The following is a 21,923-nucleotide window of genomic DNA, read 5'->3' as shown; positions in this document are numbered from 1 at the left end:
CCCATCGTCTTCAAGGAGAGAAGTCGCGATGTCCCTTCGCATTCAGAACAACGTCGAGGCCCTGCAGTCCTGGAACGCGCTGAACCGTTCCACCGAGATGGTCTCGAAGTCGATGGAGCGTCTCAGCTCCGGTTACCGCATCAACCGCGCCGCCGACGACGCCGCGGGCCTCGGGATCTCCGAGAAGATGCGCGGTCAGATCCGCGGCCTCGCGCAGGCGCAGCGGAACATCCAGGACGGCGTCTCGCTCGTCCAGACGGCGGAGGGCTCGCTCGACGAGGTCCACTCCATGCTCCAGCGCGTGCGGGAGCTCGCCGTCCAGTACAAGAACGGCTCGCTCTCGCAGGCCGGCCGTGACGCCATCCAGACCGAGGTCAACCAGCTCGCCTCCGAGATCGAGCGCATCGGCACCTCGGCGGAGTTCAACGGGATCAACCTGCTCAACGCGAGCGGCACGATCACGTTCCAGGTCGGCGCGAACGACGGCCAGCAGATCACGGCGTCGACGATCAGCCTCGGCTCGACCGTCGGCTCGACGTACTACTCGCTGACGACGGCGGGCAGCACCGACATCTCCGAGATCGACGCGGCGATCACCGCGGTCTCCTCGGCCCGCTCGACGTTCGGCGCGGTCCAGAACCGCCTCGATCACGCGCTGGGAGCGGCCGCCACCGCGCAGGAGAACCTCGTCGCCGCGGAGTCGCGGATCCGCGACGTCGACATGGCGGAGGAGATGGTGAAGTTCACGAAGAACCAGATCCTCACCCAGGCCGGCACGGCGATGCTCGCGCAGGCCAACCAGGCGCCCCAGGGCGTGCTCTCGCTCCTGCGGTAGCGGACGCGCAGGAGACTCATCTCGATCCAGGGGGACTGGATCGCGGACGGCGACGGGCGGTCAGCGATGGCCGCCCGTCGTCGTCCTCCGTCGTTCTCGCCTCGGTCGCCCTGGCCCCGCCCGGCGCCCCCCGACCGGCCGAGAACTCACATCGGGTCGCATGGGGACCGCTCCTGAGTTCTCGGCGCCTCAGGGAGGTGGCGCGGGCGACGGCCGGCGCGCCCTCAACCTCGCGGCCCGGCGGCCGATCACCGGTGGGGAATGACCGGCATCGAGGCCACCGTCGCGCGGATCGCCGAGATCCAGCAGCTCACGAACCCGGACGCCCGCCGTCAGGCGGCGACCGGTGGCGTCGCCGCGCCGCCGTCCTCGGCGTTCGCGGCGCAGCTCGTCAGCGCGACCGCCGCCGGCGCCCCCGTCGCGACGACCGCGACCGCGCCCACCGCCTCCCCCGGCCTCATGGGCACCGGGACCGCCGGAGCGCGCATCGTCGCCGCCGCGGCCGGCGAGGTCGGCGTCACCGAGCAGCCCCCGGGCTCGAACAACTCTCCGCGCATCGCGCAGTACCGCAGCGCGATGCCAGGTAACCCGGGCATCGGCCCGTGGTGCGCGTACTTCACGAGCTGGGTGGCGCAGCAGGGCGGCGTCCCGCTCGGCGAGCAGGGTCAGGGCTTCGCGAGCGTCGACGCGCTCTATGCCTGGGCGCAGCGCACCGGCCGCGCCCTGCCGAACGGCAGCGTCGCGCCCGTCCGCCCCCAGCCGGGCGACCTCATCGTGTGGGACGAGCACATCGGCGTCGTCGAGTCCGTCGCCGCCGACGGGACCGTCCACACGATCGAGGGCAACTCGAGCGACATGGTCACCCGCCGCACCCACGCACCGGGCAGCGCGCTCGGGTACGTCCGCCTCGGGTAGCCGGGGGCGCGGACGTCGGGTACGTTCGCGCGATGGACGCGAATCGTGCCGAGCGTGCGGCGACGCAGGTCGGCGTCATCAGCCTCGCGATCGGCGGCCCGCTGCTGCTCGCCCCGGAGCGCCTCGGCGTGCTCGGCGGACTCGGGCCTCGCGCGGCCCGTGCCACGGGCGCCGCCGACATCGTCGTGGGCGCGGGGCTGCTCGCCGGCCGGCCGCGATGGGCCTGGATGCTCGCCCGCGCCGGGCTCAACGTCCTCATCGCCCGCCATGGCGCGCGGCGCGCCCGCGACGGCTTCCCGCGGGGCGGCATCCTCGCCCGCGGCCTCCTCGGCGCGACCGTCGCCGACGCGGTCGTGGCGGCGGCGCTCGCGCGAGCTGGGCGCTGAGGCGCGCTTGCCCTGCGGGCCCCCCGTCCTGTAGGCAGGCGGCTCCAACCCCACGACACCGGAGATCTCATGCTCATCGTCCATGCCACCCTGCCCATCCGCGCCGACAAGCGCGACGAGTTCCTCGGCGCCGTCGGCGGCCTCATCGCCGAGACGAACAAGGAGGAGGGCGTCATCGAGTACTTCCTCGTCGAGAAGGTCGACGAGCCGAACACGTTCGTCATGATCGAGCGCTACGCCGACGAGGCCGCGTTCCAGGCGCACCTGGGGACGCCGCACTTCGGCGGCGCCGCCCAGCACCTCGCAGCCTGGGTGAGCGCGCCGCCGAAGATCGTCAAGTACGAGTCGGGCGAGGGCGAGGAGGTCGCCCTCGGGTGACGTCTGCCACCGCGAGCCGCAGGATCGTGACGCCCCACGACGTCATGCTGCGGCTCGCGGCGGACGCCGCGTCGTCCTACGGCCGCAGCCGCATGACGACGCCGAGGTGGTCGGACGGCCAGAGGCCGCCGGGGGTCCTGTTGTCCGGGTCGTCGCCGACGACCCAGCCGCGGTCGACGCGGACCGGCGAGCCGTCGGCCTTCTTCGCGAAGACCATGTCGATCCTGTGGTCGACGCCGGAGGCGTCGGGATCGTCGAGGGTCTCGGAGAAGCCGAACGTGAAGCCCTCGCTCGCCGGCGCGAACTGCAGCCACGTGTCGTGGAACCCGCCCGGGCCGGTGATGGCGCCGTAGGCCGCCGACTGCGGCGTCGGGACCGGGTCGGCCGGGCTCGTCGAGGAGTTGAGCGGGTCGGAGTTGCAGTCACACACGATGACCGTCGAGCGCCCCGGGACGTTCGCCGGTCCGGCGAGCAGCTCCTGCGCCTGGAGGAGCCGGATGAGCGGGCTCGCCGACTCGAGGTGCGTGTTGACGAACCGGAACCGCTTGGAGCCGGCCCGGACGTCCGCCCAGTTGTAGCCGCGGATGAACGAGAACGGCGCGCCGCCGACGTCGAGGTTGATCCTCGCCGTGTACTGACCGCTGCCGGAGTCCTCGATCTTCACGCCCCTCGAGGCGCGCTTGAGGATGACGTCGCGCATCGTGAGCCGCACGTCCTTGCTCGTCGGGTCGCCGGGCGCGGTCATGAACGACGGCCCTTCGACATCGGATTCCGTCTGCACCTCGACGACCTCGTAGCGCTGCCGGTGCGCGCGCAGCTCGGCACGCAGGATCGCGAGGAAGTCCTGGTACACGTCGGTCGCGTTCGCGGTCCCGACCGCGCCGAGCTCGAGCGGCCCGGTCCGCCACAGCGCGACCTCCTGGAGGCCGATGAGGCGCGGCTTGCGCGTCGCGATCTCCTTCGCGAGGAGCTTGGCCCGCGCGGGGAAGTTCGTCTGCTGGACGATGCCGAAGAGCGTGTGGTTGGCCTGGCCGAAGGCGATGAGCGCGGGGAGGCCCGTGAGTCCCTGCGTCGCGGCGATCGGACGCTCGATGTCGCCGCCGAGATAGAGGTTGCGCGTCATCACCGTGACCGGCTTGCCGTTCTTGCCGGGCTTGCCCGCCTTCTTGGCGTCGGCCGCGGCGGCGGCGGGACCGGCGAGCCCGAAGGCGACGAGGGCGGCGACGACCAGCCGCCGCGCGAACTGGGACATGTGACTCTCCTCCGTCGGTGGAAGGGCCAGTGTCGACCCGCATCGCCGGCCCTGCGGGTGAGCGACGTCACCCCCGGCGGGGGTGATTCCTCGCGGCCTCGATGGACCTGGGCCGACCCGCGCCCTAGGCTGCCACCGTGTTCCGCCTCCTCTTCCGCTGGCCGGACCTCCTCGTCCGGGCGCTCGACGACTTCCACGAGCTCGTGCGGACGCTCAAGCGCATGGAGGACGTCGGCCGGATCTCGAAGGACATCCGCGACCTCGAGCGGCGGCTCGCCTCGGTCGAGCGGGCCCTCGTCGAGATCGCCCGCGCGGCGAAGACGTCCGACACGATCATGCGCGCGATGCCCGGCTCGAAGGTCGTCGCGGCGCGCGCGAAGGCGAGCCGGTCGAAGTCCCGGACGAGCCGCGAGAAGGCGACGGGCGGGGACGCGACGCCCTGAGCGAGCGCGCCACGGCGGCGCCCTCAGCCCATCGTCGTGTCGTCGGGGTCGGTGCCGAACTTCGTCTCGCCGATCCCGGTGATGTCCTGCTCGGCCTCCGGCTCGCTCTCGGTCGACGCCTTCGGGAAGACCTGCGCCGCGACGACGCTCACGAGCACGACGGCGACGAAGAGCAGGATCGCGAGGAGGCCGAGGGACATGCTTCTGGCTCCCCGGCGCGCCCGTCCCTCACACGTCAGCCGGGGCGCGCGAGGACCGTGTAGGACTGCAGCTCGCCGCGGATGAGGCGCTCGAGGTCCCCGGTGTAGCCGGTGTAGGAGTGGACGACGCCGCGGCGATTCGAGATCTCGGCGGCGACCTGGGGGCCGAGGTCGACGTCGAAGGCATAGCGGCCGTCCTCGATGGGAGCGGTGAACTCGAGCCGCTCGGTCGCCCCGGCCGGGGGCTGGAAGACGATCTGGAGCCTCACGACGCCGCGGGCGCGGTCGGACAGCGTGCCGCGGGCGGTGAGGCGCCGGCCGTCGATCACGGGCCGCTCGGCCTCGAGGTTCGCGCGGTTCGGCGCGGCGCGCAGCCGGGCGCTCGCGGGAAGCGTGTCCTCGTCACCGGGGTACTCGATCTCGAGGATCCCGGTCGTCGCGTCGCGCTGTGCGGCGGGCAGCCGGTGGCGGAACCGCAGGCGCCGGTTCTCGCTGTCGATCGTCTTCGTGAACGGCGTCGTCGTCCCATTCGCCTCGAACGAGAACCGCACGTCGCCGTTCGTCCGCGCGCTGATGGGGGCGAGGACGTCGAGGACGCCGTCGTCGACCTCGTTGCGCTCGACCTGGAGCTTCGCCGCGAAGGGCGGAAGCTCGAAGGCCGCGGGGGCCACGGGGGTCGCAGCGGCGGGACCAGTGCGCGCACCGGAGACGAAGGACGTCTCGGACGCCGACCCCTCCCAGCCGGGATCGGGCGCGAAGGTCGCGCGGACGACGTGCGCTCCGAGCGGTCCGGGCACCACCGACGGGCAGGTCGCGCGGCCGCTCGCATCGACGGGCCGTGCGCCGCAGCCCGCGACGGGCGCGCCGTCCAGCGCGAAGGCCACCGCGCCGCGCGGCGGACCGGCGGCCGCGGCCTGCTCGGCGACGACGTCGGCGACGTACGTCGCGGGGTCCCCGGCGATCGGCGTCCCGGTGAGCAGACCCACCGTGGTCGCCGTCGTGCCGACGACGAGCAGGTCGTCGCTCCCGCTCGACGGCCGGTAGCCGGTCGTCCCGGCAAACGCCGCGGTGAGGCCGCGCGTGCCGACGTCACCCGGGACGGGAGCGATGCACATCGCGACACCGCCCGACCCGACCGCGGCGCTGTCACACGACGGCGACAGCGACCCGCCGCCGGTGCGGGTGATCGCGACCGTCCCGCCCGGCGGGGCGGGCGAGACCGTCGCGGCCAGGGCGACGTCCGCGCCAGGTCGCACCGGGCCCGACGGTGCGACGAGCGTCGTCGCCGTGTCCGTCTCGACGAGCACGTCGACGGTGTCGTTCTCCACGCTGGAGAAGGCGGGGACGAAGAAGATCGTCCGGTACGCCGCGGGTCCGGTGGTCGCGGGTGCCGACGTGGTGCACTCCGCGACGCCGGTCGAGGTGTCGACGGGAGTCGCGTCGCAGCTCGTGATGATCCCGTCCGGGCCGATGAACCGCATGTCCCCGCTCGGCGGCGCCGGCGTCACCGTCGCGGTGAGCGTGAGCGGCGCCGCGACATCGACCGGGTCGGGAGCAGCGGTGAGGGTCGTGGCGTAGGGCTGCACGGCCGTGTACGTCGCCGACCCCGACGACGACGGCTGATGGCCCGCCGTCGTCGGCACGAAGCGGGCGCGGACGGCCCGTGTCCCGACCGGCGCTCCCTGCGTGAACGTGCACGACGCCGCGCCCGTCCCCACGTCGACGGCGTCGGTGCACAGCACGGCGCCCGCCGACCCGCCTGTGAAGTCGACGACCTCGACCGTGCCCGCGACGCCGGCCGGCGTCACGGTGGTGCTCACCGTCTGCGTCTCTCCGACCTCGACGGGGTTCTCGGCGACGACCGGGAACGCCGTCGACGTCGGGGTGATCTCGGTGAGGACGACGCGGCCGGGATCCTCGAGCAGGTCGTCGGAGCAGTCGGTGAGCGACCCGCAGGTGCTCGACCCGCCTCCACCCGCCGCCGAGATGTCGAGCCCGTCGTGGTGACCGGCCCCGCCGCCGCCGCCGAACACGCCCGCTCCGCCACCGCCACCGCCGTAGAGGCTCGTGCCGACGCGCGCGCCGCCGTCCCCGCCCGCGAGGGCGGCGCCCGGAGTGCCGTTCGCGGCCGCGTTCGTCGTGTTGACGCCGCCGGCGCCTCCGGCGGCCTGCGTCCCGCCGCCGCCGCCCGTGACGACGCCCGGGTCGCTGGGCGAGTCGGCGCCGCCGCCGCCGGTTCCCCCCGCCGGCCCGGCGTCGCCGCCGCGCGACGGGACCCCCGCCCCTCGGCCTGCGCCCCCGCCGCCACCGGCGACCGCGAGGAACGTCGCGAGGTCGGCCGCGCGCGACACGAGCGACAGCCCGCCGCCGTCGCTCGGCGTGAGGTCCGGGTCGCCTCCGCCGTTCGCGCCGCCGAACGCGTCGACGCAGACGTAGAGGGTCTCGCCCGGGGTGACCGCGAGGACGCCTTGGACACGTCGTCCGTCCCCGTCCAAGCCGCTGCCGCCCGGGCGGGTCTGGCCGCCGCGACCGCCGACGAGCGTGACGGCGAGCTCGGTGACGCCGGCGGCGACCGTGTACTCGTTCGCGGTGACGCCGCCATCGCCGCCGCAGCCCTTCGTGGTGAACGTCGTCGTGGCCCCGTGGGCCGCCGGCGTGAGGGCGAGCGCCGCGAGAAGCGCGACGGGAACGGCGAGAAGGGGCGTGCGCGGCATCGGTGCCTCCGGTGTCGACCATGGCAGGAGCCGGTGCGCACGGTCCCCGGCCGACACTCTAGCCGGAGGAGTGATGCTGCGGCGCCGACTACGCCGCCCGCAGCCCGCCCGCGTCCCCGACGACGCCGGCGCCGGGCACCCGCACGATGCCGCCCTCGTCGGTGACCGTGCCGATCCGCGCGGTGTGCGGATGGCGCTCGGCGAGGAGGGCGACCGCGTCGCCCGCGCGGTCCTCGGGGACGACGACGGCGAAGCCGCAGCCCATGTTGAAGACCTCCCACATCTCGTGGACGGGGACCTGCGCGCGGTCGGCGATGAGCCCGAAGACCGGCGGCGGCGCGAGCGGCTGCTCGACCGTGAAGCCGCAGCGGGTCCCGACGAGTCGCAGGAGGTTCGTGAGCCCGCCGCCCGTGATGTGGGCGAGACCGTGGACGGGGACGTCCGAGCGCAGCAGCTCCACGACGGCCTTCACGTAGATGACCGTCGGCTCGAGGAGGGCGTCGGCGACCGAGTCGCCCCGCAGCTCCGGCGGCGCGTCGTCGAGCGCGAGGCCCGCCGGGCCGCCGTCGTGACCCGCGCCGTCCTCGAGGAGCGCGCGGCGCGCGAGCGTGTAGCCGTTGGAGTGGATGCCGCTCGAGGGGATCCCGACGAGCGCGTCGCCGGGCTTCGCGTCCGCGCCCGTGACGATCTGGTCGAGGGCGACGGTGCCGAAGGCCGTCCCGCAGAGGTCGAAGCCGCGCGGCGAAGGATGGCCGCGGATGATCTCCGGCAGCACGGCGAGCTCGCCGCCGGGGATCTCGATGTCCGCCTGCTCGGCGCCGGTCTTCAGACCCTCGCCGATCTTCGCGAGCGCGTCGGCCGAGACCTCCTCGACCGCGAGGTAGTCGACCATCGCGATCGGCTCCGCCCCGACGCAGACGACGTCGTTGACGTTCATGGCGATGCAGTCGATGCCGACGGTGTCGAGCCGGTTCGCCTGCTCGGCGACGACGATCTTCGAGCCGACGCCGTCCGTCGAGAGCGCGATGCCGAGGTTCGGCGCGACCCGCAGGACGCTCGCGTAGTGGCCGCTGGGCAGCACGGAGGCGCTCGGCCGCTCGAGGCGGATCGACTTGAGGACGTCGACGAGGGCGCCGACGCCGGCATCGGCCTGGTGGGTGTCGACGCCGGCAGCGGCGTATGCGTCGCTCATCGCGCTCGATCGTCCCAGATGCGGCGGCGTCGGCGCCGGTTCGTCGCGACGACGATTCCCGCGAGGAGCGTGCGATACGCGGCGTAGGGCAGCAGCGACCGGTCGCGCTCGACCTGCCGGATGAGCTTCACCGACGCGAGCGTCGAGGCGAACGAGGCCGCGGCGCCGAGCCCGGCGCGCGCCGCGAACCCCGGCGGGACGCCCCGCCGGGCGAGCCGGACGCCCTTGAGGAGGCTCGCGCCGACGATGACGGGCAGCGCGACGTGGCGGGAGAGGACGTTGGCGTCCTCGCGCCCGAAGCCGCGCGCCCGCGCGACGGCGAGCGTCATCCCGTTGCGCGACGCGCCGGGGACGAGCGCGCACGCCTGTCCCAGCCCGAGGAGGACGGCATCGACCCACGTCGCGTCGTCGCGCGACCGGTCCGAGCGCCCGCGGAGGTCGGCGATCGCCATCGCCGCCGACCCGAGGACGAGCCCGACGGCGATCGTCGGCGGCGTCCCGAGCCGTTCCTCGATCGGCCGCTCGAGGGTGTAACCCGCGACGGCCGGCGGCACGAACGACCCGACGACGAGGACGAGGCGGCGCGCGTCGAGGCCGCGGGCCGCCTCGCCGACCTCGTCGCGCAGCGCCACGAGGAGCGCCGCGGCCGTGCCCGCGTGGAGCGCCACCTCGAAGGCCTTGCGCAGCTCGGGGTCGAGCGCGGTGGCGTACGGGCGGCCCAGCAGCCACGGGATGAGCGTCACGTGCCCGGAGGAGCTGATCGGCAGCAGCTCCGCCGGACCGTGGAGGACGCCGAGCGCGGCGGCGTCGAGCAGGCTGACCTCGTCCTCGTCGGGCACGGGAGCAACGGTAGCGACGGGTAGCCTTCGCGCCCCCATGGCCGTCCCGCTCTTCGACCCCTCGACGCCGCTGCAGCCCCTGCGCGGCGCGCTGCGCGCCGCGGTCGACGAGGTGCTCGACAGCGAGACGTACATCCTCGGGGGGCAGGTCGCGGCCTTCGAGGGCGAGCTCGCCGCGCACCTCGGCTGCGCCCACGCGGCCGGGGTCGCGAACGGCACCGAGGCGATCACGATCGCCCTCCGCGCCCTCGGCGTCGGTCCCGGCGACGAGGTCGTCGTCCCCTCCTTCAGCTTCTGGGCGAGCGCCGAGGCGATCCCCCCGACGGGCGCCGTGCCCGTCTTCTGCGACGTCGATCCCCACACGTTCGTCGTCACCCCCGAGACCGTGCGCGCAGCGCTCACCCCGCGGACGAAGGCGGTCGTCGCCGTCCACCTCTTCGGGAACGTCGCGCCCGTCGACGAGATCGCGGCGCTCGGCGTCCCCGTCCTGGAGGACAGCGCGCAGGCCGCCGGCTCGCTCGCCGCCGACGGGCGCCGGCCGGGCGCGCTCGGGGCGGTCGGGACGTTCTCGTTCTACCCCTCGAAGAACCTCGGCGCCTTCGGCGACGGCGGCGCGGTGACGACGAGCGACGGCGAGCTCGACGCGCGCGTGCGCACCCTGCGCTTCCACGGCAGCGAGGACAAGGTCACCTACACCGAGGTGGGGCTCAACTCGCGGCTCGACGAGCTGCAGGCGGCGGTCCTCCGCGTCCAGCTGCCGTCGCTCGAGCACTGGGCGGCGCACCGGCGCCGCGCGGGCGAGTGGTACCAGGAGGAGGGGCTCGGCGACCTCGTCACGCTGCCCACGCCGACGCCGGGCGCCCGGCCCGCGTGGCACCTCTACGTCGTCCGCACGCCCGAGCCCGATGCGCTCGCCGCGGCGCTCACCGAGCGCGGCATCGGCGCCCGCGGCTACTACCGCCGGCCGATCCACCGCCAGCCGGCCGTCGAGCGGCTGCTCGCCGACGGGCGCGCCCGCTGCGACGTCCCGCTCCCCGGCACCGACGAGGCCGCGAAGACGCACCTCGCGATCCCCATGAGCGCCGCGATCACGCGCGCCGAGGTCGCCGAGGTCGTCGCCGCCATTCGCGACGCGCTCGCCTGAGGCCGACCGCGATGCGCGTCTGGATCGACCTCACGAACTCGCCGCACGTCCTCGTCCTGCGCCCCGTGGTCGAGGCGCTCCGGGCACGCGGGGCGGACGTCGAGGTGACCGCGCGCGACTTCGCCCAGACCGTCGCGCTCGCCGAGCGCCACGGGCTCGACGCGACGGTCATCGGCCGCCACCGCGGCGGCCGCCTCGCCGCGAAGGCGCTCGGGCTCGCCGACCGCTCCGCGGCGCTCACCCGATGGGCGCGACGCCGGCGCTTCGATCTCGCGCTCGGCCACGGGTCGAACGACGTCACGGTCGCGGCGGCGGTCCTGCGGGTCCCGCGGTCGACGATGTTCGACTACGAGTGGGCGACGGTCCAGCACACGATCAACTGCGGGCTCGGGAACGCCGTCGTCGTGCCCGACGCGATCCCGCCCGAGCGCCTGCGCCGCTACGGCGCGACGCCCCGCAAGATCCGCGCGTACCCGGGCCTGAAGGAGGAGTACTACCTCGCGGACCTCGTGCCCGACCGCGCGGTCCTCGACGAGCTCGGGCTCGACCCCGGCGAGCCCCTCGCGGTCGTCCGCACGCCGCCGGCGGTCGCGCTCTACCACCGCTTCGAGAACGACGTCTTCGCTCAGGCGCTGCGCGTCCTGCGCGAGCAGGGGCAGGTCGTCGCGCTCCCGCGCACGCCCGAGCAGCGGGAGGAGCTCGCGCGCTTCGGCGGCGTCACCGTGCCCGAGCGGGCGATCGACGCGCCGTCGCTCGTCGCCTTCGCCGACCTCGTCGTGAGCGCCGGGGGGACGATGAACCGCGAGGCCGTCGCGCTCGGCACGCCGGTCTACACGACGTTCGAGGGCCGGCTCGGCGCCGTCGACGAGCGGCTCATCGCCGAAGGCCGGCTGCGCAAGCTCGACCGTCCGCAGGACCTCGTGCTCGAGCGCGCGCCCGGTCGGCGTCCCGGTGAGCTCTCTCCCGACCGCGTCCGGCGCGATCCGGCGCTCCTCGTCGACCTCCTCACGAGCCCGCTCAGGGGGCGCTGAGCGCTCAACCCGGGGGTCGGAGAGCCGACCACGGTGGTGTGAGCGAGCATCCGCGGGCGTACTTCCTGTGTCCTGACACGGACGTGCCGTCCGGCGGCATCCGCGTCGTCTACCGGGCCGTCGACCACCTCAACGAGGCGGGGGTCCCCGCGGTCGTCGTCCACATGACGCCGGGCTTCCGCTGCACCTGGTTCGAGAGCTCGACGCCGGTCATCAGCGGCGTCGAGGCCGACCCGCGGCCCGGCGAGGACATCCTCGTGCTCCCCGAGATCCTCGGTCCGCGACTCGGCGAGCTCGCCGCGGGCGTCACGAAGGTCGTCTTCAACCAGAACGCGTACAACACGTTCCACGACTACCCGTTCGTCACGGAGCCGGGGGCGACCGCCTACGACCACCCGGACGTCATCGGCGCGGTGTGCGTGAGCGACGACAACGCCGCCTACCTCCGCTACGGGTTCCCGCAGCTCGACGTCGAGCGCATCGTCTACCAGCTCGACCCGGAGCTCTGGTGGTGCCCGGACGGCCCGCGCAGGCGGCGGATCACCTTCATGCCGCGCAAGCACGGCGACCAGGCGCGGCAGGTCCTCAACCTCCTCGCGCAGCGCGGGGCGCTGCGCGACGTCGAGGTCGTGGCGCTCGACGGCATGAGCGAGACCGAGGTCGCCGCGGCGCAGCGCGAGGCGCTCGCGTTCCTCAGCTTCGGCTACCCGGAGGGCTGCCCTTTCCCGCCGAGGCGATGGCCGCCGGCTGCCTCGTCATCGGCTACCACGGGATGGGCGGCCGCGACTACTTCACCGAGGAGAACGGCTTCCCCGTCCCGCAGGGCGACATCGTCGCCTTCGCGCGCGCCGTCGAGGAGGTGCTCGACGCGCACCGCGCCGACCCCGCCGCGCTCGAGGCGCAGGCCCGCGCCGCGAGCGAGCGGATCCGCGCGCGCTACACCGCGGAGGCCGAGCGCGAGAGCGTCCTCGCGGCGTTCGGCCGCCACCTCCCGGGCGGCGTGCCGGGACGCCCGGCGGCGCTCACCCGCGCCTGATCTCACCGCCCCCGAGCGGTGAGTGTCGATCCACCCACGCTGCGCGTCGGTGGATCGACACTCACGCGGGTCGGAGGGCCGACGCGTCGACGTGGGCGCCCGGCGCCCCGTCGAGGCCGTCGCCCGGGGTGCGCACGACGAGGGCGTCGTCGTGGGCGAGCTCCAGCGGCGTCGCGGTCGGCGTGACGTCGAGGTCGACGTCGACGCCGGCGGCGAGCGCGTCCTCGAGGGCGGGGATCGCCGCGTCGAGCCGGTCGGGGTGGACGGCGACGACGCCGCGCTCGGCGAGCTGGCCGACGAGGATCGTCCGCAGCGCCTCGACCGCGGCCGCCTCCTCCCCGGGGCCCGGGCAGGCGATCGCGACGTCGAACCGGCCGGCGAGCTGGAGGAGCGTCGAGGTCGCGGTGAGGCCCGGGACGAAGCACGTCTCCACCGCCGGCCACGCCGCGAGCGCGCGTGCGTGCGCGACCCAGGCCTCGACGAGCTCGACCTTGTGGCAGTGCCCCGTGCGGGCGTGCAGCTCGTGGAGGATGCGGTCGATCCCGTCGACCCCCGACGGCGGCACGTCGAGCTCGTCGCGGCGCACCGGGCCGAGACGGGCGACGCGCTCCCTGATCGCCTCGAGGCCCGTCCGCCAGCGGTCGGAGGAGTGGTGGTCGAGGAGCGCGTCGAGATCGACGCACGCCGCCGTGACGTCGGCGCGGAGCCTCGCGTCGTCGTGGGCGACCGGCCACAGGTCGGCCGCCGCGCCGGCGCTGCCGAGCAGCGCCGCCTCGACGGGGTCCGGCGCCCAGGCGACGACGGGCAGACCGGACTGCGCGGCCTCGACCGCGGCGGTCCCCGACGAGCACGGGTAGGCCTCGATGAAGACGTCGGCGGCCGCGAGCGCGTCGCTCACGTCGGTGACGGGGCCGGTCGCGACGACCCGGCCGCCGGTCCGCGCGGCGGACTGCGCCCACCGGCCGGTCGACGACGGGCCGACGACGAGGAGGATCGTCGACGGGTCCTCGTGGAGGAGCGGCTCGACGGCATCGAGGAGGTGCCGCTCGCCCCCCTCGTACTTGTAGGGCGCGCCGATCGTGAGGAGGAGCCGCGCCTCGGGCGGGACGCCGATCCGCTCCCGCGCCTCGGCGCGGCGGTCGGGTGTCGTCGCGTCGACGTCGGCGAGCGGGAGGGCGAGCGTCGCGGTCCTCTCCCGCGGCACGCCGCGGCGCTCGGTCGCGATCTCGGCCGCGACCGGCCGGTGGCCGACGACGACGTCGGCGCAGTCGCGGCCGAGCCAGAAGCAGTGGTCGGCGTGGTCGGAGACGAGGATCGGCGGGCGGTCCTCGAGCCCCGCCCAGGCGAGCGACGGCAGCGGGTCGTTCGGGTTGACGTGCAGGACGATCTCGTCGAAGCGGCCGCCGAGGGCGCGCAGCGCCGCCGCGGTGGCGAGGAGCCCCGCCTCGGCGCCGGGCACGACGAGCTCGCGGCCGCCCGTCGCGCGTGCGGCGTCGACGAGCGGCGCCGGGGGCGGACCGGAGCGGCGGGTGACGACGAAGGAGTGCCGGCGGTCGCCGTCGCGCTCCATCCATCGCCAGCCCAGTCGCGTGTGGCCGCCGATGTCGAGCGCGTGGGTGAAGACGTGGAGGACTCCGCCGCCTCCGGCGTGCGGGAGGGAGGGGAGCGTCGTCGCCGCCGCCGCGAGCACTGCCTCGAGCCGCTCGTCGGCGAAGCGGCCGGGATGACGGAGCGCGACGACCCCCGATGCCGTCTGCACGAGGGCGCAGGCCGCGTCGTGCCGGCCCGCGGCGGAGCACCGCTCGGCGGCGGCGGTCATCGTCTCGAGGATCTCGGCGTGTCGCGCGATCTCCGCTGCGTGACGGGGGAGGCTGTCAACCGGAGAGGACATCGGCGGTCTCCCGACGAGTGTGGAGGGCGGCGTGGACGGCATCGGCGACGCGGTCGACGGCGGACGCCGGCAGGTGCGGGCCGATCGGCAGCGAGAGGACCTCGGCGGCGAGGCGCTCGGCGACCGGGAACGGCCCGAGCGCGTGGTCCGCGTAGGCCTGCGAGCGGTGCGGCGGGACGGGGTAGTGCACCTGCGTCTGGACGCCCGCCTCACCGAGACGGGCGCGGAGCGCGTCGCGGTCGGCGGCACGCACGACGTAGAGGTGCCAGGCGTGGTCGTCGCCGGCGTCCTCGGGGACGACGAGCCCGCTGCCGGCGAGCGCCTCGGCGTAGCGCGCGGCGAGAGCGCGCCGGCGGAGGTTCCACGTCCCCACGTGGCGCAGCTTCACGCGCAGCATCGCCGCCTGGAGCGGGTCGAGCCGCGAGTTCACCCCGCGCTCCTCGTTGAGGTAGCGCTCCCGCGAGCCGTAGTTGCGCAGCACGCGGACGCGGTCGGCGAGCGACGGGTCGTTCGTCGTCACCGCCCCGGCGTCGCCCTGGGCGCCGAGGTTCTTCGACGGGTAGAACGAGAACGCGGCGAGGTCCCCGGTCCGTCCCGCGCCGCGGGCGCCGTGCGCCTGGGCGGCGTCCTCGACGAGGGCGACCCCGGCCCCGTCGCACAGCTCGCGCAGCTCCCGCGCATACGCGACCCGCCCGTAGAGATGGACGCAGAGGACGGCCGCGGTCCGCGGCGTCAGCGCCGCCGCGACGGCCTCGGGCGTCATCGCGTGCGTCGACTCGTCGGGCTCGACGGGCACGATCGCGGCGCCGGCGGCGCTCACGGCGAGCCAGGTCGCGATGTACGTGTTCGAGGGGACGATCACCTCGTCGCCCGGCCCGACGCCGAGGGCCCGCAGCGCGAGGACGAGGGCGTCGAGGCCGCTCGCGACGCCGACCGCGTGCTCCGTCCCGACCCAGTCCGCGAACTCCGCCTCGAACGCCTCGACCTCGGGCCCGAGGACGTACCAGCCGGAGTGCAGGACCCGGAGCGCCGCGGCGTCGAGCTCGTCGCGGAGCTCGTCGTAGGCGGCGCGCAGGTCGAGGAACGGGACGCGGTCCACGGTGCGCCCTCAGGCGGCCTTCGCCTCGACGTGCACCGGCGCGGGCGCGTGCTTCGCGCCCTGGAGCGCCGCGAGGAACTCGTCCTGGTCGCGGTAGTAGTCCTCCTCGGTGTACTTGAGCGAGGCGAGGACCATGCAGACCGAGCCCGACGAGAAGTTCTCGAGGTGCCGCCAGGTCATCGGCGGCACGTAGAGCCCGTAGTGCGAGCGGTTGAGCTGGAAGCGCTGCTCGACGTTGCCGTCGGAGAGGACGACGTCGAACGAGCCGCTCATCGCGACGAGCAGCTCGTGCGTGCGCTTGTGCGCGTGCCCCCCGCGCTCGGCGCCGCCCGGCACGTCGTAGATGTAGTAGACGCGGGCGATGTCGAAGTCGACGTGCTCGCCGCCCTCGATGAAGGTGAGGTTGCCGCGCGGGTCGTGGATCTTCGGGAAGCCGATGATCCGGCAGTCGGAGAGGGCCATCGTCACTACCTCCGTTCCGCGACGACGCCGATGTTCGCGAGCTGTCGCGGCTCGAGCTCGTCGCTGATCTCGTTGAGCGCGACGAGGAGGTCCGTCGGCCAGTCGAGCATCATCGAGTTGGGCAGGGTCTTGAGGAACCACCCGAGCTCCTCGGTCGGGTGGAGGCCGGCGGCCTCGACGTCGGCGCGCAGCCCGTCGAGCGTGTAGACGCGCTGGTGGCCGACGAGGTGGTCGCGCGGCGAGAGGGTGTCGAGCTGCGGCTGCAGTCCCATCCGGACCGCGAGCCGGCGGTGCAGCGACTCGGCGTTCGGGACGACGACGACGAGCCGGCCGCCGGGTCGCAGCCACCTCGCGAGGTGGGCGAGCAGCGCGCGCGGGTCGTCGACGTGCTCGGCGACGTGGAGCGCGAGGACGGCGTCGACGGGCTCGTCGGGGGCGAAGGTCTCGAACATCCCCTCGTGGACGGCGAGGCCCGGGTGCAGCTCGCGGGCCTGGGCGGCGAGGAGCGGCGAGCCCTCGACGACCTCGATCGGGACGCCCCGGTCGCGGAGCAGCCGGGTCATGAGCCCGACCCCGTAGCCGAGCTCGAGGACGCGCTCGGCTCCGGCGACCGCGCGGGCGATGAGGTCCGCGGAGTGCTCCTGCTGGAGGTCCTCGACGTGGAGGTCGGGGACCTCCTCGCCGGCGAGGTAGTAGCGCTGGGCGTAAGCGTCGAGCGCGTCGGGGGAGAGGGCGGTCATGCGAGGGCCTCCGCGGCCGCCAGTCCTGCGACGACCTGCTCGTTGAAGGAGTCGGCGCCGGGCGCGGTCGCGCCGCCGACGACGAGGACGTCGAGGTGCCGGGCCTCGAGGTGCGCGACGGCCGCCGCGTGCGCGTCGCGCGTCCCGGCGGTCGGCGCGTCGAAGGTCTCCATCGCGCCGGAGAGGACGACGTCCGCGGCCGCGCGGGCCCCGAGGATCCCCACGGCGCGCAGGCCGTCGAGCGCCCGGTCTCCGATCGCCTCGGAGGCGACGTCGTGGCGCAGCTCGACGCAGAGGACGCGCGTCCCGGGGGCGAGGCCGGGGCCGCTGTCGCTCACGCGGACGACCGGGTTGTCGGCGTCGACGACGTGCGTGAGGGCGATCGGCGCCTCGCGCCGGGTCTCGATCCACGCGATGACGGAGCGCGCGCGCTCGGGCGCGTAGTCGTGCCCCACGGCGGTGAAGAGCTCGCGCGCACCGACGCCGACGACGGCGCGCCGGGCGCTCCAGGGCTCGAGGCCGTCGACCGTCAGCTCGGTGGCGCCGGTCGGGAGGCGACGCAGGCCGCGCAGCGGCCCGGCGGTGACGAGCTCCACGCGCGCGCTCGCGCGCAGGCGGGCGAGGAGCGCCTCGACGATCGCCCCGGGGCCCTCGTCGCCAACGGTCTCGAAGCGGCGCGCAGGGGCGAACGACGGGCTGCCGAGGCAGGCCTCCGCGACCGTCCGCGGCCAGAAGAGGGGCATCCAGACCTTGCGCCGCCACGCGGCGAGCGTGCGCTCGGCGCCGCCGGCCAGGAACTTCTCGGCGACGGGGGCGATGAGCAGCTCGTGGAGCGTGTCCCCGTGGTTCGCACGCGACGCCTCGTCGAGCATGTGGCCGTTGAGCCGGCCGAGCACGCCGACGTCGCCGTGCGTCGCGAGCGCGGCGCCCGCCTCGCGCGCGACGACCGCGGTGCGCTGCGGGCCGAGCACCTCGCGGAGCCCCGCGAGGTCGACGGTGAAGTAGACGTCGTCGTGGACGGCGCCCTCGACGATCATCCGCGGGGCGGGGACGTCGACGAGCCGGTCGCCGACGAGGTCCTCGACCCATGCGCGCACGAGCGGCGTGTACGGCCGGTGACCGCCGAAGCCGGGGACGTACGCGGAGAGGGGCGGGACGTCGGTCCCGTGCGGGTCGTCCTCGTAGCCGAGCTCGAGGACGCGGACGCCCAGCTCGAGCCGGCGGCCGTCGCGCCGCATCGCCAGGAAGCCCCCGCCGAGGCCGCGCTCGGGGACGACGAGGCGCACGTCGCGGCCCGCGCGCGCGAGGGCGTCGGCGGCCGTGAGCGCCGCGACGCTGCCGCCGACGACGGTCGCGGGGTCAGGCATGGCGCAGCGTCGCGAGGGTCATCGCGCAGAGGTCGGGGACGCGGTGGGAGACGCGGTCGAGGCCCTCGAGCACGTCGGCCGGGAGCGCCTCCATGAGCGCGTTGGGGAGCGGCTTGCAGACGACGCCCGTCGACGCGAGGACCTCGAGCCCGGCCCCGGCGGCGAGGGTCCGGAGCGCCTCGCGGTCGATCATCCGGCGGGTCGAGAAGGTCTCCGCGCGGGCCGAGAGTCCCGTGAGATCGTCGAGCAGACCGATCTCGAGGGCGACGAGACGGTGCAGGGACGTCGGGTTGGGCACCGAGACGTGGACGAGGCCGTGCGGCGCGAGCACCGACGCGCAGCGGCCGAGGAAGGCTCCCGGGTCCGTCAGCTCGTGGAGGAGGTTCGTGGCGACGACGTGGTCGAAGGGTCCGTCCGGGAGGGCGTCGGCGTCGAGATCGCAGACCGCCGTCTCGACCCCGGGCAGGCGGCGGTCGCGCAGGCGGGCGAGGTACTCCGAGGAGCGGTCGAGGGCGACGACCGTCGCGCCGTCGGCGACGAGCGACGCGGTCATGAGGCCCGTCGCGGCGCCCGCCTCGAGCACGCGGTCGCCGGCGCGCACGTGCGCGGAGATCCGGGCGGCCGTCGCGCGCGTGTAGAGCGCGTCGAAGTCCTCGTCGGGGTCGTAGATCGCCGTGTAGTCGCCGCGCACCTCGGTCATGGCCGCCTCCGTCGCAGGACAGGGCGCAGCTCTGCGGTCGCGCCGAGCGCGCGCTTGAACTGGACGAGGCCGTCGTTCGGCACGCGGCGCGGGCCGGCCGGGCCGTCGGCCGGCAGCGTCGAGGTGCCGAGGTCGAGGGCGGAGAGCCCGTCGTCGAGCGCGCGCCCGACGAGGCGCTCGGCGAGGACGGGCATCGGCGAGCGGTCGAGGCCGGGGACGTCGCCCCACGCGACGACGAGCTCGGTGCCCGGCGTCACCCGGTAGGTGAGGGCGGCCGCGACCGGCGGGGCGTCGCCCTCGCGCAGCTCGGCGAGCCGGATCGCGTCGCCGAACGCCTCGCGCACGGCGAGGACGCGGGCCAGGTCGATCGACAGCGTGCGGCCGCGCCCGGCGCGGTTCGCGACGAGGACGGAGAACGCGCGCTCCCAGTCCTCGGCGTCACCGAAGGCGAATCGCTCGGGCCCCGCGTCGCGGTGGCTGCGGCGCAGCGGCTTCTTGCGGGCCGCGAGCCAGTCGGCGGCGCTCGCGAGCGGCGCGAGGTCGAGGGTGAAGCTGAGGTCGGCCTCCGCGACGGCGAAGCCGGAGCCGAGGAGCGCGAAGCGGACCGCGTCCTCGGCGGCGAGGTGGCAGCGCGGCGCGCAGCGCACGACCGTCTCGGTGACGCCGAGGTCGTCGAGCTGGGCGACGACGTCGTCGACGAGCGCGGCGACGCGGCCGGGCGTCTCGTCGGGGCGGGTGAGCGTGACGCCGCCGAACGGCGCGCTGTCGCCGGAGGTGAGGACGCCGTCCTCGAGCACGCCCGCGAGCCCGCCGACGAGCCGGCCCTCGTCGTCGTGGTGGGAGAGGACGAGGCTCCGCGCCGACGGGGGCGCGTGGAGAGCGTGGTATCGAGGGTCGTTGAAGAGCACGGTCGCGTCCGGGAGGACGGCCGCGGCGGATGGGAGGGACATCCTGATCCGGGTGGTCGGACGGTCGCGGCGGGCCTTGAGGTCGCGGCGGCGCGCCAGGCCCCGCGCACGGCGCGGCCCGGACGACCGGTGGCCGCCGTGCGACAATCCCGCGCTGATGCGCCGACGGATCCCCTTCCCCGCGCTGCATCGCCACGCGCTCCCCCAGGCGGCGGCCGACGCCGTCCTCGTCGCGATCGCGTACTACGGCGCGTACCGGCTGCGCTTCGACGCCGGCGTCCCCGAGCGGTTCGACCTCCTCTTCGAGCGGACGCTGTGGTTCGCGGTGCCCGTGAGCATCGTCGTCTTCGGCTTCTTCGGCCTCTACCAGCGGTGGTGGCGCTACGCGGGCCAGCGCGACCTCCTCGGGGTCCTCTACGCCGTCGTCGTCTCGACGCTCGCCATCGCGGCCTTCGTCGCGCTCGCGGACCCCGTCACCGTCACGTCGGGCGCGGGCGAGGTCGGCGTCTCGATCCCCAACGGGGTGCTCGCCCTCCACTTCCTCCTCACGCTCGTCCTCGTCGGCGGCGCGCGGTTCCTCGCGCGGACCTACCACGAGCGCGGCATGCCGAGGCTGCGCGCGCCGAAGGGCGCGCGGCGCGTGCTCGTCGTCGGCGCGGGCGACGGCGGCCGGCTCGTCCTGCGGGAGATCATCCGCAACCCGGAGCTGGGGCTGCATCCCGTCGGCTTCGTCGACGACGACCCTCGCCTCCACGGCCAGCGCGTCGACGGGGTCAAGGTGCTCGGCGACACGCGAGCCGACCTCCCGCGGGTGCTCGACGAGGTCGAGCCCGACGAGGTGACGATCGCGATCCCGTCCGCGCCGGGCACGCTGCGCGGGCGCGTCGTGAAGGCGTGCCGGGACCGGGGCATCCCGGTGCGCACGCTCCCGACCGTCTTCGAGCTGCTCCAGACCGGCGGGCCGGTCGTCCGGCAGGTGCGCGAGGTGCGCGTCGAGGACGTCCTCGGCCGCGACCCGGTCATCAGCTCGGTCGAGGAGGTCGGCGCGTACCTCCAGGGCGAGGTCGTCCTCGTCACGGGGGCGGGCGGCTCGATCGGCTCCGAGCTCTGCCGCCAGATCGCCCGGGTCGGGGCGCGCAAGCTCATCCTCCTCGACCACGCCGAGGACAACCTCTTCGAGATCCAGCGCGAGCTCGAGGAGGACCGCCACGTCCACCCGTCCGGGCTCTCGACGGTCCTCGCCGACTGCAAGGAGGGCGAGCGGATGCGGGAGGTCTTCTCGCACCACCGTCCGACGGTCGTCTTCCACGCCGCCGCCTACAAGCACGTGGGGCTCATGGAGCTCAACCCGGTGGAGGCGGTCCGCAACAACGCGATCGCGACCCGTCTCATGGCGCAGGTCGCCGGCGAGTCCGGCGTCAAGCGCTTCGTCCTCGTCTCGACCGACAAGGCGGTCTCGCCCGCGACGGTGATGGGCGCCTCGAAGGCGCTCGCGGAGTTCGCCGTCGAGGCGGCGGGCCAGCGCTGGCCGGGCACGCGCTACGCGTGCGTGCGCTTCGGCAACGTCCTCGGGTCCTCGGGCTCGGTCGTCCCGATCTTCCGGCGGCAGATCGCCCGCGGCGGACCGGTGACGGTCACCGACGAGCGGATGACCCGCTACTTCATGACGATCCCCGAGGCCGTGCAGCTCATCATCCGCGCGGGCGGCCTCGGGAAGGGCGGGGAGATCTTCGTCCTCGAGATGGGCGAGCCCGTGTCGATCCTGCAGCTCGCGCGCGACATGATCGAGCTCTCCGGCCTCGAGCCCGACAAGGACATCGCGATCGAGGTCACCGGCCGCAGGCCCGGCGAGAAGCTCGACGAGGACCTCATCAACCCGTTCGAGCGCGAGGTCCCGACGGGCGCCGAGAAGATCCTCCGGGCCGACCGGGACCCGCTCGACCCGGACACGATCGAGGCGATGTTCGACCAGATCGGGCTGCTCGTCCTCGAGGGCGACGCCGCCGGTCTCGCGGCGAAGGTCGCGGAGCTCTCCGCGGTCCACGTCCCCGGGACGGTCGTCGAGGGGCCCGGGGAGCGAGCCGCGCGCAGGGCGCGCCGGGAGGCCTGACGGGGGCATCCCGCCCCCGCGGTCCTTACACTCGGGGTTTCATGCTGGTCGTTCTCGGTGCTCTCGAGCTCTCCGACCGGGTTCAGACTCTCGGCGCGTACGCAGGGTTCGCGGCGGTTCTGGGACTCGGCGTGCTCTCCATGCTCTACTTCGGCCAGGCCCGAGAGCTGAAGCGCCTGCGCGAGTGGGCGGGCCGTGCGCCCGAGCGGGCCGCCGAGATGCAGGCCCAGGCCGAGCATGTCGGCACGCGCACGATGTGGGACACGATCGTCGAGGTCGAT

Annotated in this window: 21 protein-coding genes and 1 pseudogene; 10 read left to right on the top strand and 12 right to left on the bottom strand. The window is 74.8% G+C overall.

Annotation, left to right across the window (positions count from 1 at the left end):
* Window positions 1-28: 28 nt before the first annotated feature.
* The 4 genes from ACME2J_RS06305 to ACME2J_RS06290 all read left to right on the top strand — a co-directional run bounded on the left by ACME2J_RS06305 (window position 29) and on the right by ACME2J_RS06290 (window position 2,514).
* On the top strand, window positions 29-835 hold the full coding sequence (locus ACME2J_RS06305; RefSeq protein ID WP_495544034.1) for a flagellin N-terminal helical domain-containing protein: 807 nt from the start codon (window positions 29-31) through the stop codon (window positions 833-835).
* A gap of 261 nt (window positions 836-1,096) precedes the next feature.
* Window positions 1,097-1,750, top strand: a complete 654-nt coding sequence (locus ACME2J_RS06300) for a CHAP domain-containing protein (protein ID WP_495544033.1) — start codon at window positions 1,097-1,099, stop codon at window positions 1,748-1,750.
* Window positions 1,751-1,782: 32 nt separating this feature from the next.
* On the top strand, window positions 1,783-2,136 hold the full coding sequence (locus ACME2J_RS06295; RefSeq protein WP_495544032.1) for a hypothetical protein: 354 nt from the start codon (window positions 1,783-1,785) through the stop codon (window positions 2,134-2,136).
* Between the two features lie 69 nt (window positions 2,137-2,205).
* Entirely contained in the window at window positions 2,206-2,514 is a 309-nt protein-coding gene (locus tag ACME2J_RS06290) for a putative quinol monooxygenase (RefSeq protein WP_495544031.1), read from the top strand.
* 76 nt (window positions 2,515-2,590) lie between these two features.
* On the opposite strand, the gene ACME2J_RS06285 is transcribed toward ACME2J_RS06290, so the two are convergent.
* Window positions 2,591-3,766: an exonuclease/endonuclease/phosphatase family protein gene (locus tag ACME2J_RS06285; protein ID WP_495544030.1), complete on the bottom strand. Its 1,176-nt coding sequence runs from the start codon at window positions 3,764-3,766 to the stop codon at window positions 2,591-2,593.
* Between the two features lie 137 nt (window positions 3,767-3,903).
* On the opposite strand from ACME2J_RS06285, the gene ACME2J_RS06280 reads away from it, so the two are divergent.
* Window positions 3,904-4,209: a hypothetical protein gene (locus ACME2J_RS06280; protein ID WP_495544029.1), complete on the top strand. Its 306-nt coding sequence runs from the start codon at window positions 3,904-3,906 to the stop codon at window positions 4,207-4,209.
* A gap of 23 nt (window positions 4,210-4,232) precedes the next feature.
* On the opposite strand, the gene ACME2J_RS06275 is transcribed toward ACME2J_RS06280, so the two are convergent.
* The 4 genes from ACME2J_RS06275 to ACME2J_RS06260 form a co-directional block, all read right to left on the bottom strand.
* Entirely contained in the window at window positions 4,233-4,409 is a 177-nt protein-coding gene (locus ACME2J_RS06275; protein WP_495544028.1) for a hypothetical protein, read from the bottom strand.
* 35 nt (window positions 4,410-4,444) lie between these two features.
* Window positions 4,445-7,123 carry an Ig-like domain-containing protein gene (locus ACME2J_RS06270; RefSeq protein ID WP_495544027.1) on the bottom strand — a complete coding sequence of 893 codons (2,679 nt, stop codon included), beginning with the start codon at window positions 7,121-7,123 and terminating at the stop codon, window positions 4,445-4,447.
* Window positions 7,124-7,211: 88 nt separating this feature from the next.
* Entirely contained in the window at window positions 7,212-8,315 is a 1,104-nt protein-coding gene (gene purM / locus ACME2J_RS06265) for a phosphoribosylformylglycinamidine cyclo-ligase (protein ID WP_495544026.1), read from the bottom strand.
* Complete coding sequence (locus tag ACME2J_RS06260; protein ID WP_495544025.1) at window positions 8,312-9,154, bottom strand: undecaprenyl-diphosphate phosphatase; 843 nt, start codon at window positions 9,152-9,154, stop codon at window positions 8,312-8,314. The genes purM and ACME2J_RS06260 overlap by 4 nt, the downstream gene beginning before the upstream one ends.
* Window positions 9,155-9,191: 37 nt before the next feature.
* Here ACME2J_RS06260 and ACME2J_RS06255 point away from each other — a divergent pair, with 37 nt between their 5' ends.
* The 3 genes from ACME2J_RS06255 to ACME2J_RS06245 are packed head-to-tail and all read left to right on the top strand — an operon-like array spanning window position 9,192 to window position 12,387.
* Window positions 9,192-10,298: a DegT/DnrJ/EryC1/StrS family aminotransferase gene (locus ACME2J_RS06255; RefSeq protein ID WP_495544024.1), complete on the top strand. Its 1,107-nt coding sequence runs from the start codon at window positions 9,192-9,194 to the stop codon at window positions 10,296-10,298.
* A gap of 11 nt (window positions 10,299-10,309) precedes the next feature.
* A complete protein-coding gene (locus ACME2J_RS06250) occupies window positions 10,310-11,329 on the top strand; it encodes a DUF354 domain-containing protein (protein WP_495544023.1) in 1,020 nt (339 codons plus the stop codon).
* Window positions 11,330-11,367: 38 nt separating this feature from the next.
* A complete protein-coding gene (locus ACME2J_RS06245) occupies window positions 11,368-12,387 on the top strand; it encodes a hypothetical protein (RefSeq protein ID WP_495544022.1) in 1,020 nt (339 codons plus the stop codon).
* Between the two features lie 39 nt (window positions 12,388-12,426).
* On the opposite strand, the gene ACME2J_RS06240 is transcribed toward ACME2J_RS06245, so the two are convergent.
* Genes ACME2J_RS06240 through ACME2J_RS06210 form a run of 7 tightly spaced genes read right to left on the bottom strand, consistent with a single transcriptional unit; the run spans window position 12,427 to window position 19,574 of the window.
* A complete protein-coding gene (locus ACME2J_RS06240; RefSeq protein WP_495544021.1) occupies window positions 12,427-14,184 on the bottom strand; it encodes a glycosyltransferase in 1,758 nt (585 codons plus the stop codon).
* A gap of 55 nt (window positions 14,185-14,239) precedes the next feature.
* Window positions 14,240-15,355, bottom strand: coding sequence for a DegT/DnrJ/EryC1/StrS family aminotransferase (locus ACME2J_RS06235; protein WP_495544020.1), 1,116 nt, complete (start codon window positions 15,353-15,355; stop codon window positions 14,240-14,242).
* Window positions 15,356-15,364: 9 nt separating this feature from the next.
* Window positions 15,365-15,817 (bottom strand): sugar 3,4-ketoisomerase, encoded by a 453-nt coding sequence (locus ACME2J_RS06230; RefSeq protein WP_495544019.1) that lies wholly within the window; start codon window positions 15,815-15,817, stop codon window positions 15,365-15,367.
* 5 nt (window positions 15,818-15,822) lie between these two features.
* A complete protein-coding gene (locus ACME2J_RS06225; RefSeq protein WP_495544018.1) occupies window positions 15,823-16,557 on the bottom strand; it encodes a class I SAM-dependent methyltransferase in 735 nt (244 codons plus the stop codon).
* Window positions 16,554-17,924, bottom strand: a complete 1,371-nt coding sequence (locus tag ACME2J_RS06220) for an NAD(P)-binding protein (RefSeq protein ID WP_495544017.1) — start codon at window positions 17,922-17,924, stop codon at window positions 16,554-16,556. The genes ACME2J_RS06225 and ACME2J_RS06220 overlap by 4 nt, the downstream gene beginning before the upstream one ends.
* Window positions 17,917-18,624, bottom strand: coding sequence for a class I SAM-dependent methyltransferase (locus ACME2J_RS06215; RefSeq protein ID WP_495544016.1), 708 nt, complete (start codon window positions 18,622-18,624; stop codon window positions 17,917-17,919). The genes ACME2J_RS06220 and ACME2J_RS06215 overlap by 8 nt, the downstream gene beginning before the upstream one ends.
* Window positions 18,621-19,574: a GNAT family N-acetyltransferase gene (locus ACME2J_RS06210; protein WP_495544015.1), complete on the bottom strand. Its 954-nt coding sequence runs from the start codon at window positions 19,572-19,574 to the stop codon at window positions 18,621-18,623. Before ACME2J_RS06210 ends, ACME2J_RS06215 begins: the two co-directional genes overlap by 4 nt.
* Before the next feature lie 115 nt (window positions 19,575-19,689).
* Here ACME2J_RS06210 and ACME2J_RS06205 point away from each other — a divergent pair, with 115 nt between their 5' ends.
* Together ACME2J_RS06205 and ACME2J_RS06200 are read left to right on the top strand one after the other, a co-directional pair.
* Complete coding sequence (locus ACME2J_RS06205; protein WP_495544014.1) at window positions 19,690-21,642, top strand: polysaccharide biosynthesis protein; 1,953 nt, start codon at window positions 19,690-19,692, stop codon at window positions 21,640-21,642.
* A gap of 41 nt (window positions 21,643-21,683) precedes the next feature.
* Window positions 21,684-21,923 (top strand): annotated as a pseudogene (locus tag ACME2J_RS06200) (hypothetical protein); the annotation flags it as partial.

Source organism: Paraconexibacter sp., assembly GCF_059438195.1.
Note: the sequence above shows the minus strand (reverse complement) of the source record. Positions and strands in the feature narration are given on the sequence as shown.

Bases quoted from the DNA above. Each gene is read 5' to 3' on its own strand.
- ACME2J_RS06290 (WP_495544031.1), top strand. From the start codon at position 2,206: ATGCTCATCGTCCATGCCACCCTGCCCATCCGCGCCGACAAGCGCGAC.
- ACME2J_RS06275 (WP_495544028.1), bottom strand. From the start codon at position 4,409: ATGTCCCTCGGCCTCCTCGCGATCCTGCTCTTCGTCGCCGTCGTGCTC.
- ACME2J_RS06240 (WP_495544021.1), bottom strand. From the start codon at position 14,184: ATGACCGCCGCCGCCGAGCGGTGCTCCGCCGCGGGCCGGCACGACGCG.
- ACME2J_RS06215 (WP_495544016.1), bottom strand. From the start codon at position 18,624: ATGACCGAGGTGCGCGGCGACTACACGGCGATCTACGACCCCGACGAG.
- ACME2J_RS06300 (WP_495544033.1), top strand. From the start codon at position 1,097: ATGACCGGCATCGAGGCCACCGTCGCGCGGATCGCCGAGATCCAGCAG.
- ACME2J_RS06210 (WP_495544015.1), bottom strand. From the start codon at position 19,574: ATGTCCCTCCCATCCGCCGCGGCCGTCCTCCCGGACGCGACCGTGCTC.
- ACME2J_RS06225 (WP_495544018.1), bottom strand. From the start codon at position 16,557: ATGACCGCCCTCTCCCCCGACGCGCTCGACGCTTACGCCCAGCGCTAC.
- ACME2J_RS06220 (WP_495544017.1), bottom strand. From the start codon at position 17,924: ATGCCTGACCCCGCGACCGTCGTCGGCGGCAGCGTCGCGGCGCTCACG.
- ACME2J_RS06205 (WP_495544014.1), top strand. From the start codon at position 19,690: ATGCGCCGACGGATCCCCTTCCCCGCGCTGCATCGCCACGCGCTCCCC.
- ACME2J_RS06230 (WP_495544019.1), bottom strand. From the start codon at position 15,817: ATGGCCCTCTCCGACTGCCGGATCATCGGCTTCCCGAAGATCCACGAC.
- ACME2J_RS06285 (WP_495544030.1), bottom strand. From the start codon at position 3,766: ATGTCCCAGTTCGCGCGGCGGCTGGTCGTCGCCGCCCTCGTCGCCTTC.
- ACME2J_RS06255 (WP_495544024.1), top strand. From the start codon at position 9,192: ATGGCCGTCCCGCTCTTCGACCCCTCGACGCCGCTGCAGCCCCTGCGC.
- ACME2J_RS06305 (WP_495544034.1), top strand. From the start codon at position 29: ATGTCCCTTCGCATTCAGAACAACGTCGAGGCCCTGCAGTCCTGGAAC.
- ACME2J_RS06295 (WP_495544032.1), top strand. From the start codon at position 1,783: ATGGACGCGAATCGTGCCGAGCGTGCGGCGACGCAGGTCGGCGTCATC.
- ACME2J_RS06270 (WP_495544027.1), bottom strand. From the start codon at position 7,123: ATGCCGCGCACGCCCCTTCTCGCCGTTCCCGTCGCGCTTCTCGCGGCG.
- ACME2J_RS06250 (WP_495544023.1), top strand. From the start codon at position 10,310: ATGCGCGTCTGGATCGACCTCACGAACTCGCCGCACGTCCTCGTCCTG.
- purM (WP_495544026.1), bottom strand. From the start codon at position 8,315: ATGAGCGACGCATACGCCGCTGCCGGCGTCGACACCCACCAGGCCGAT.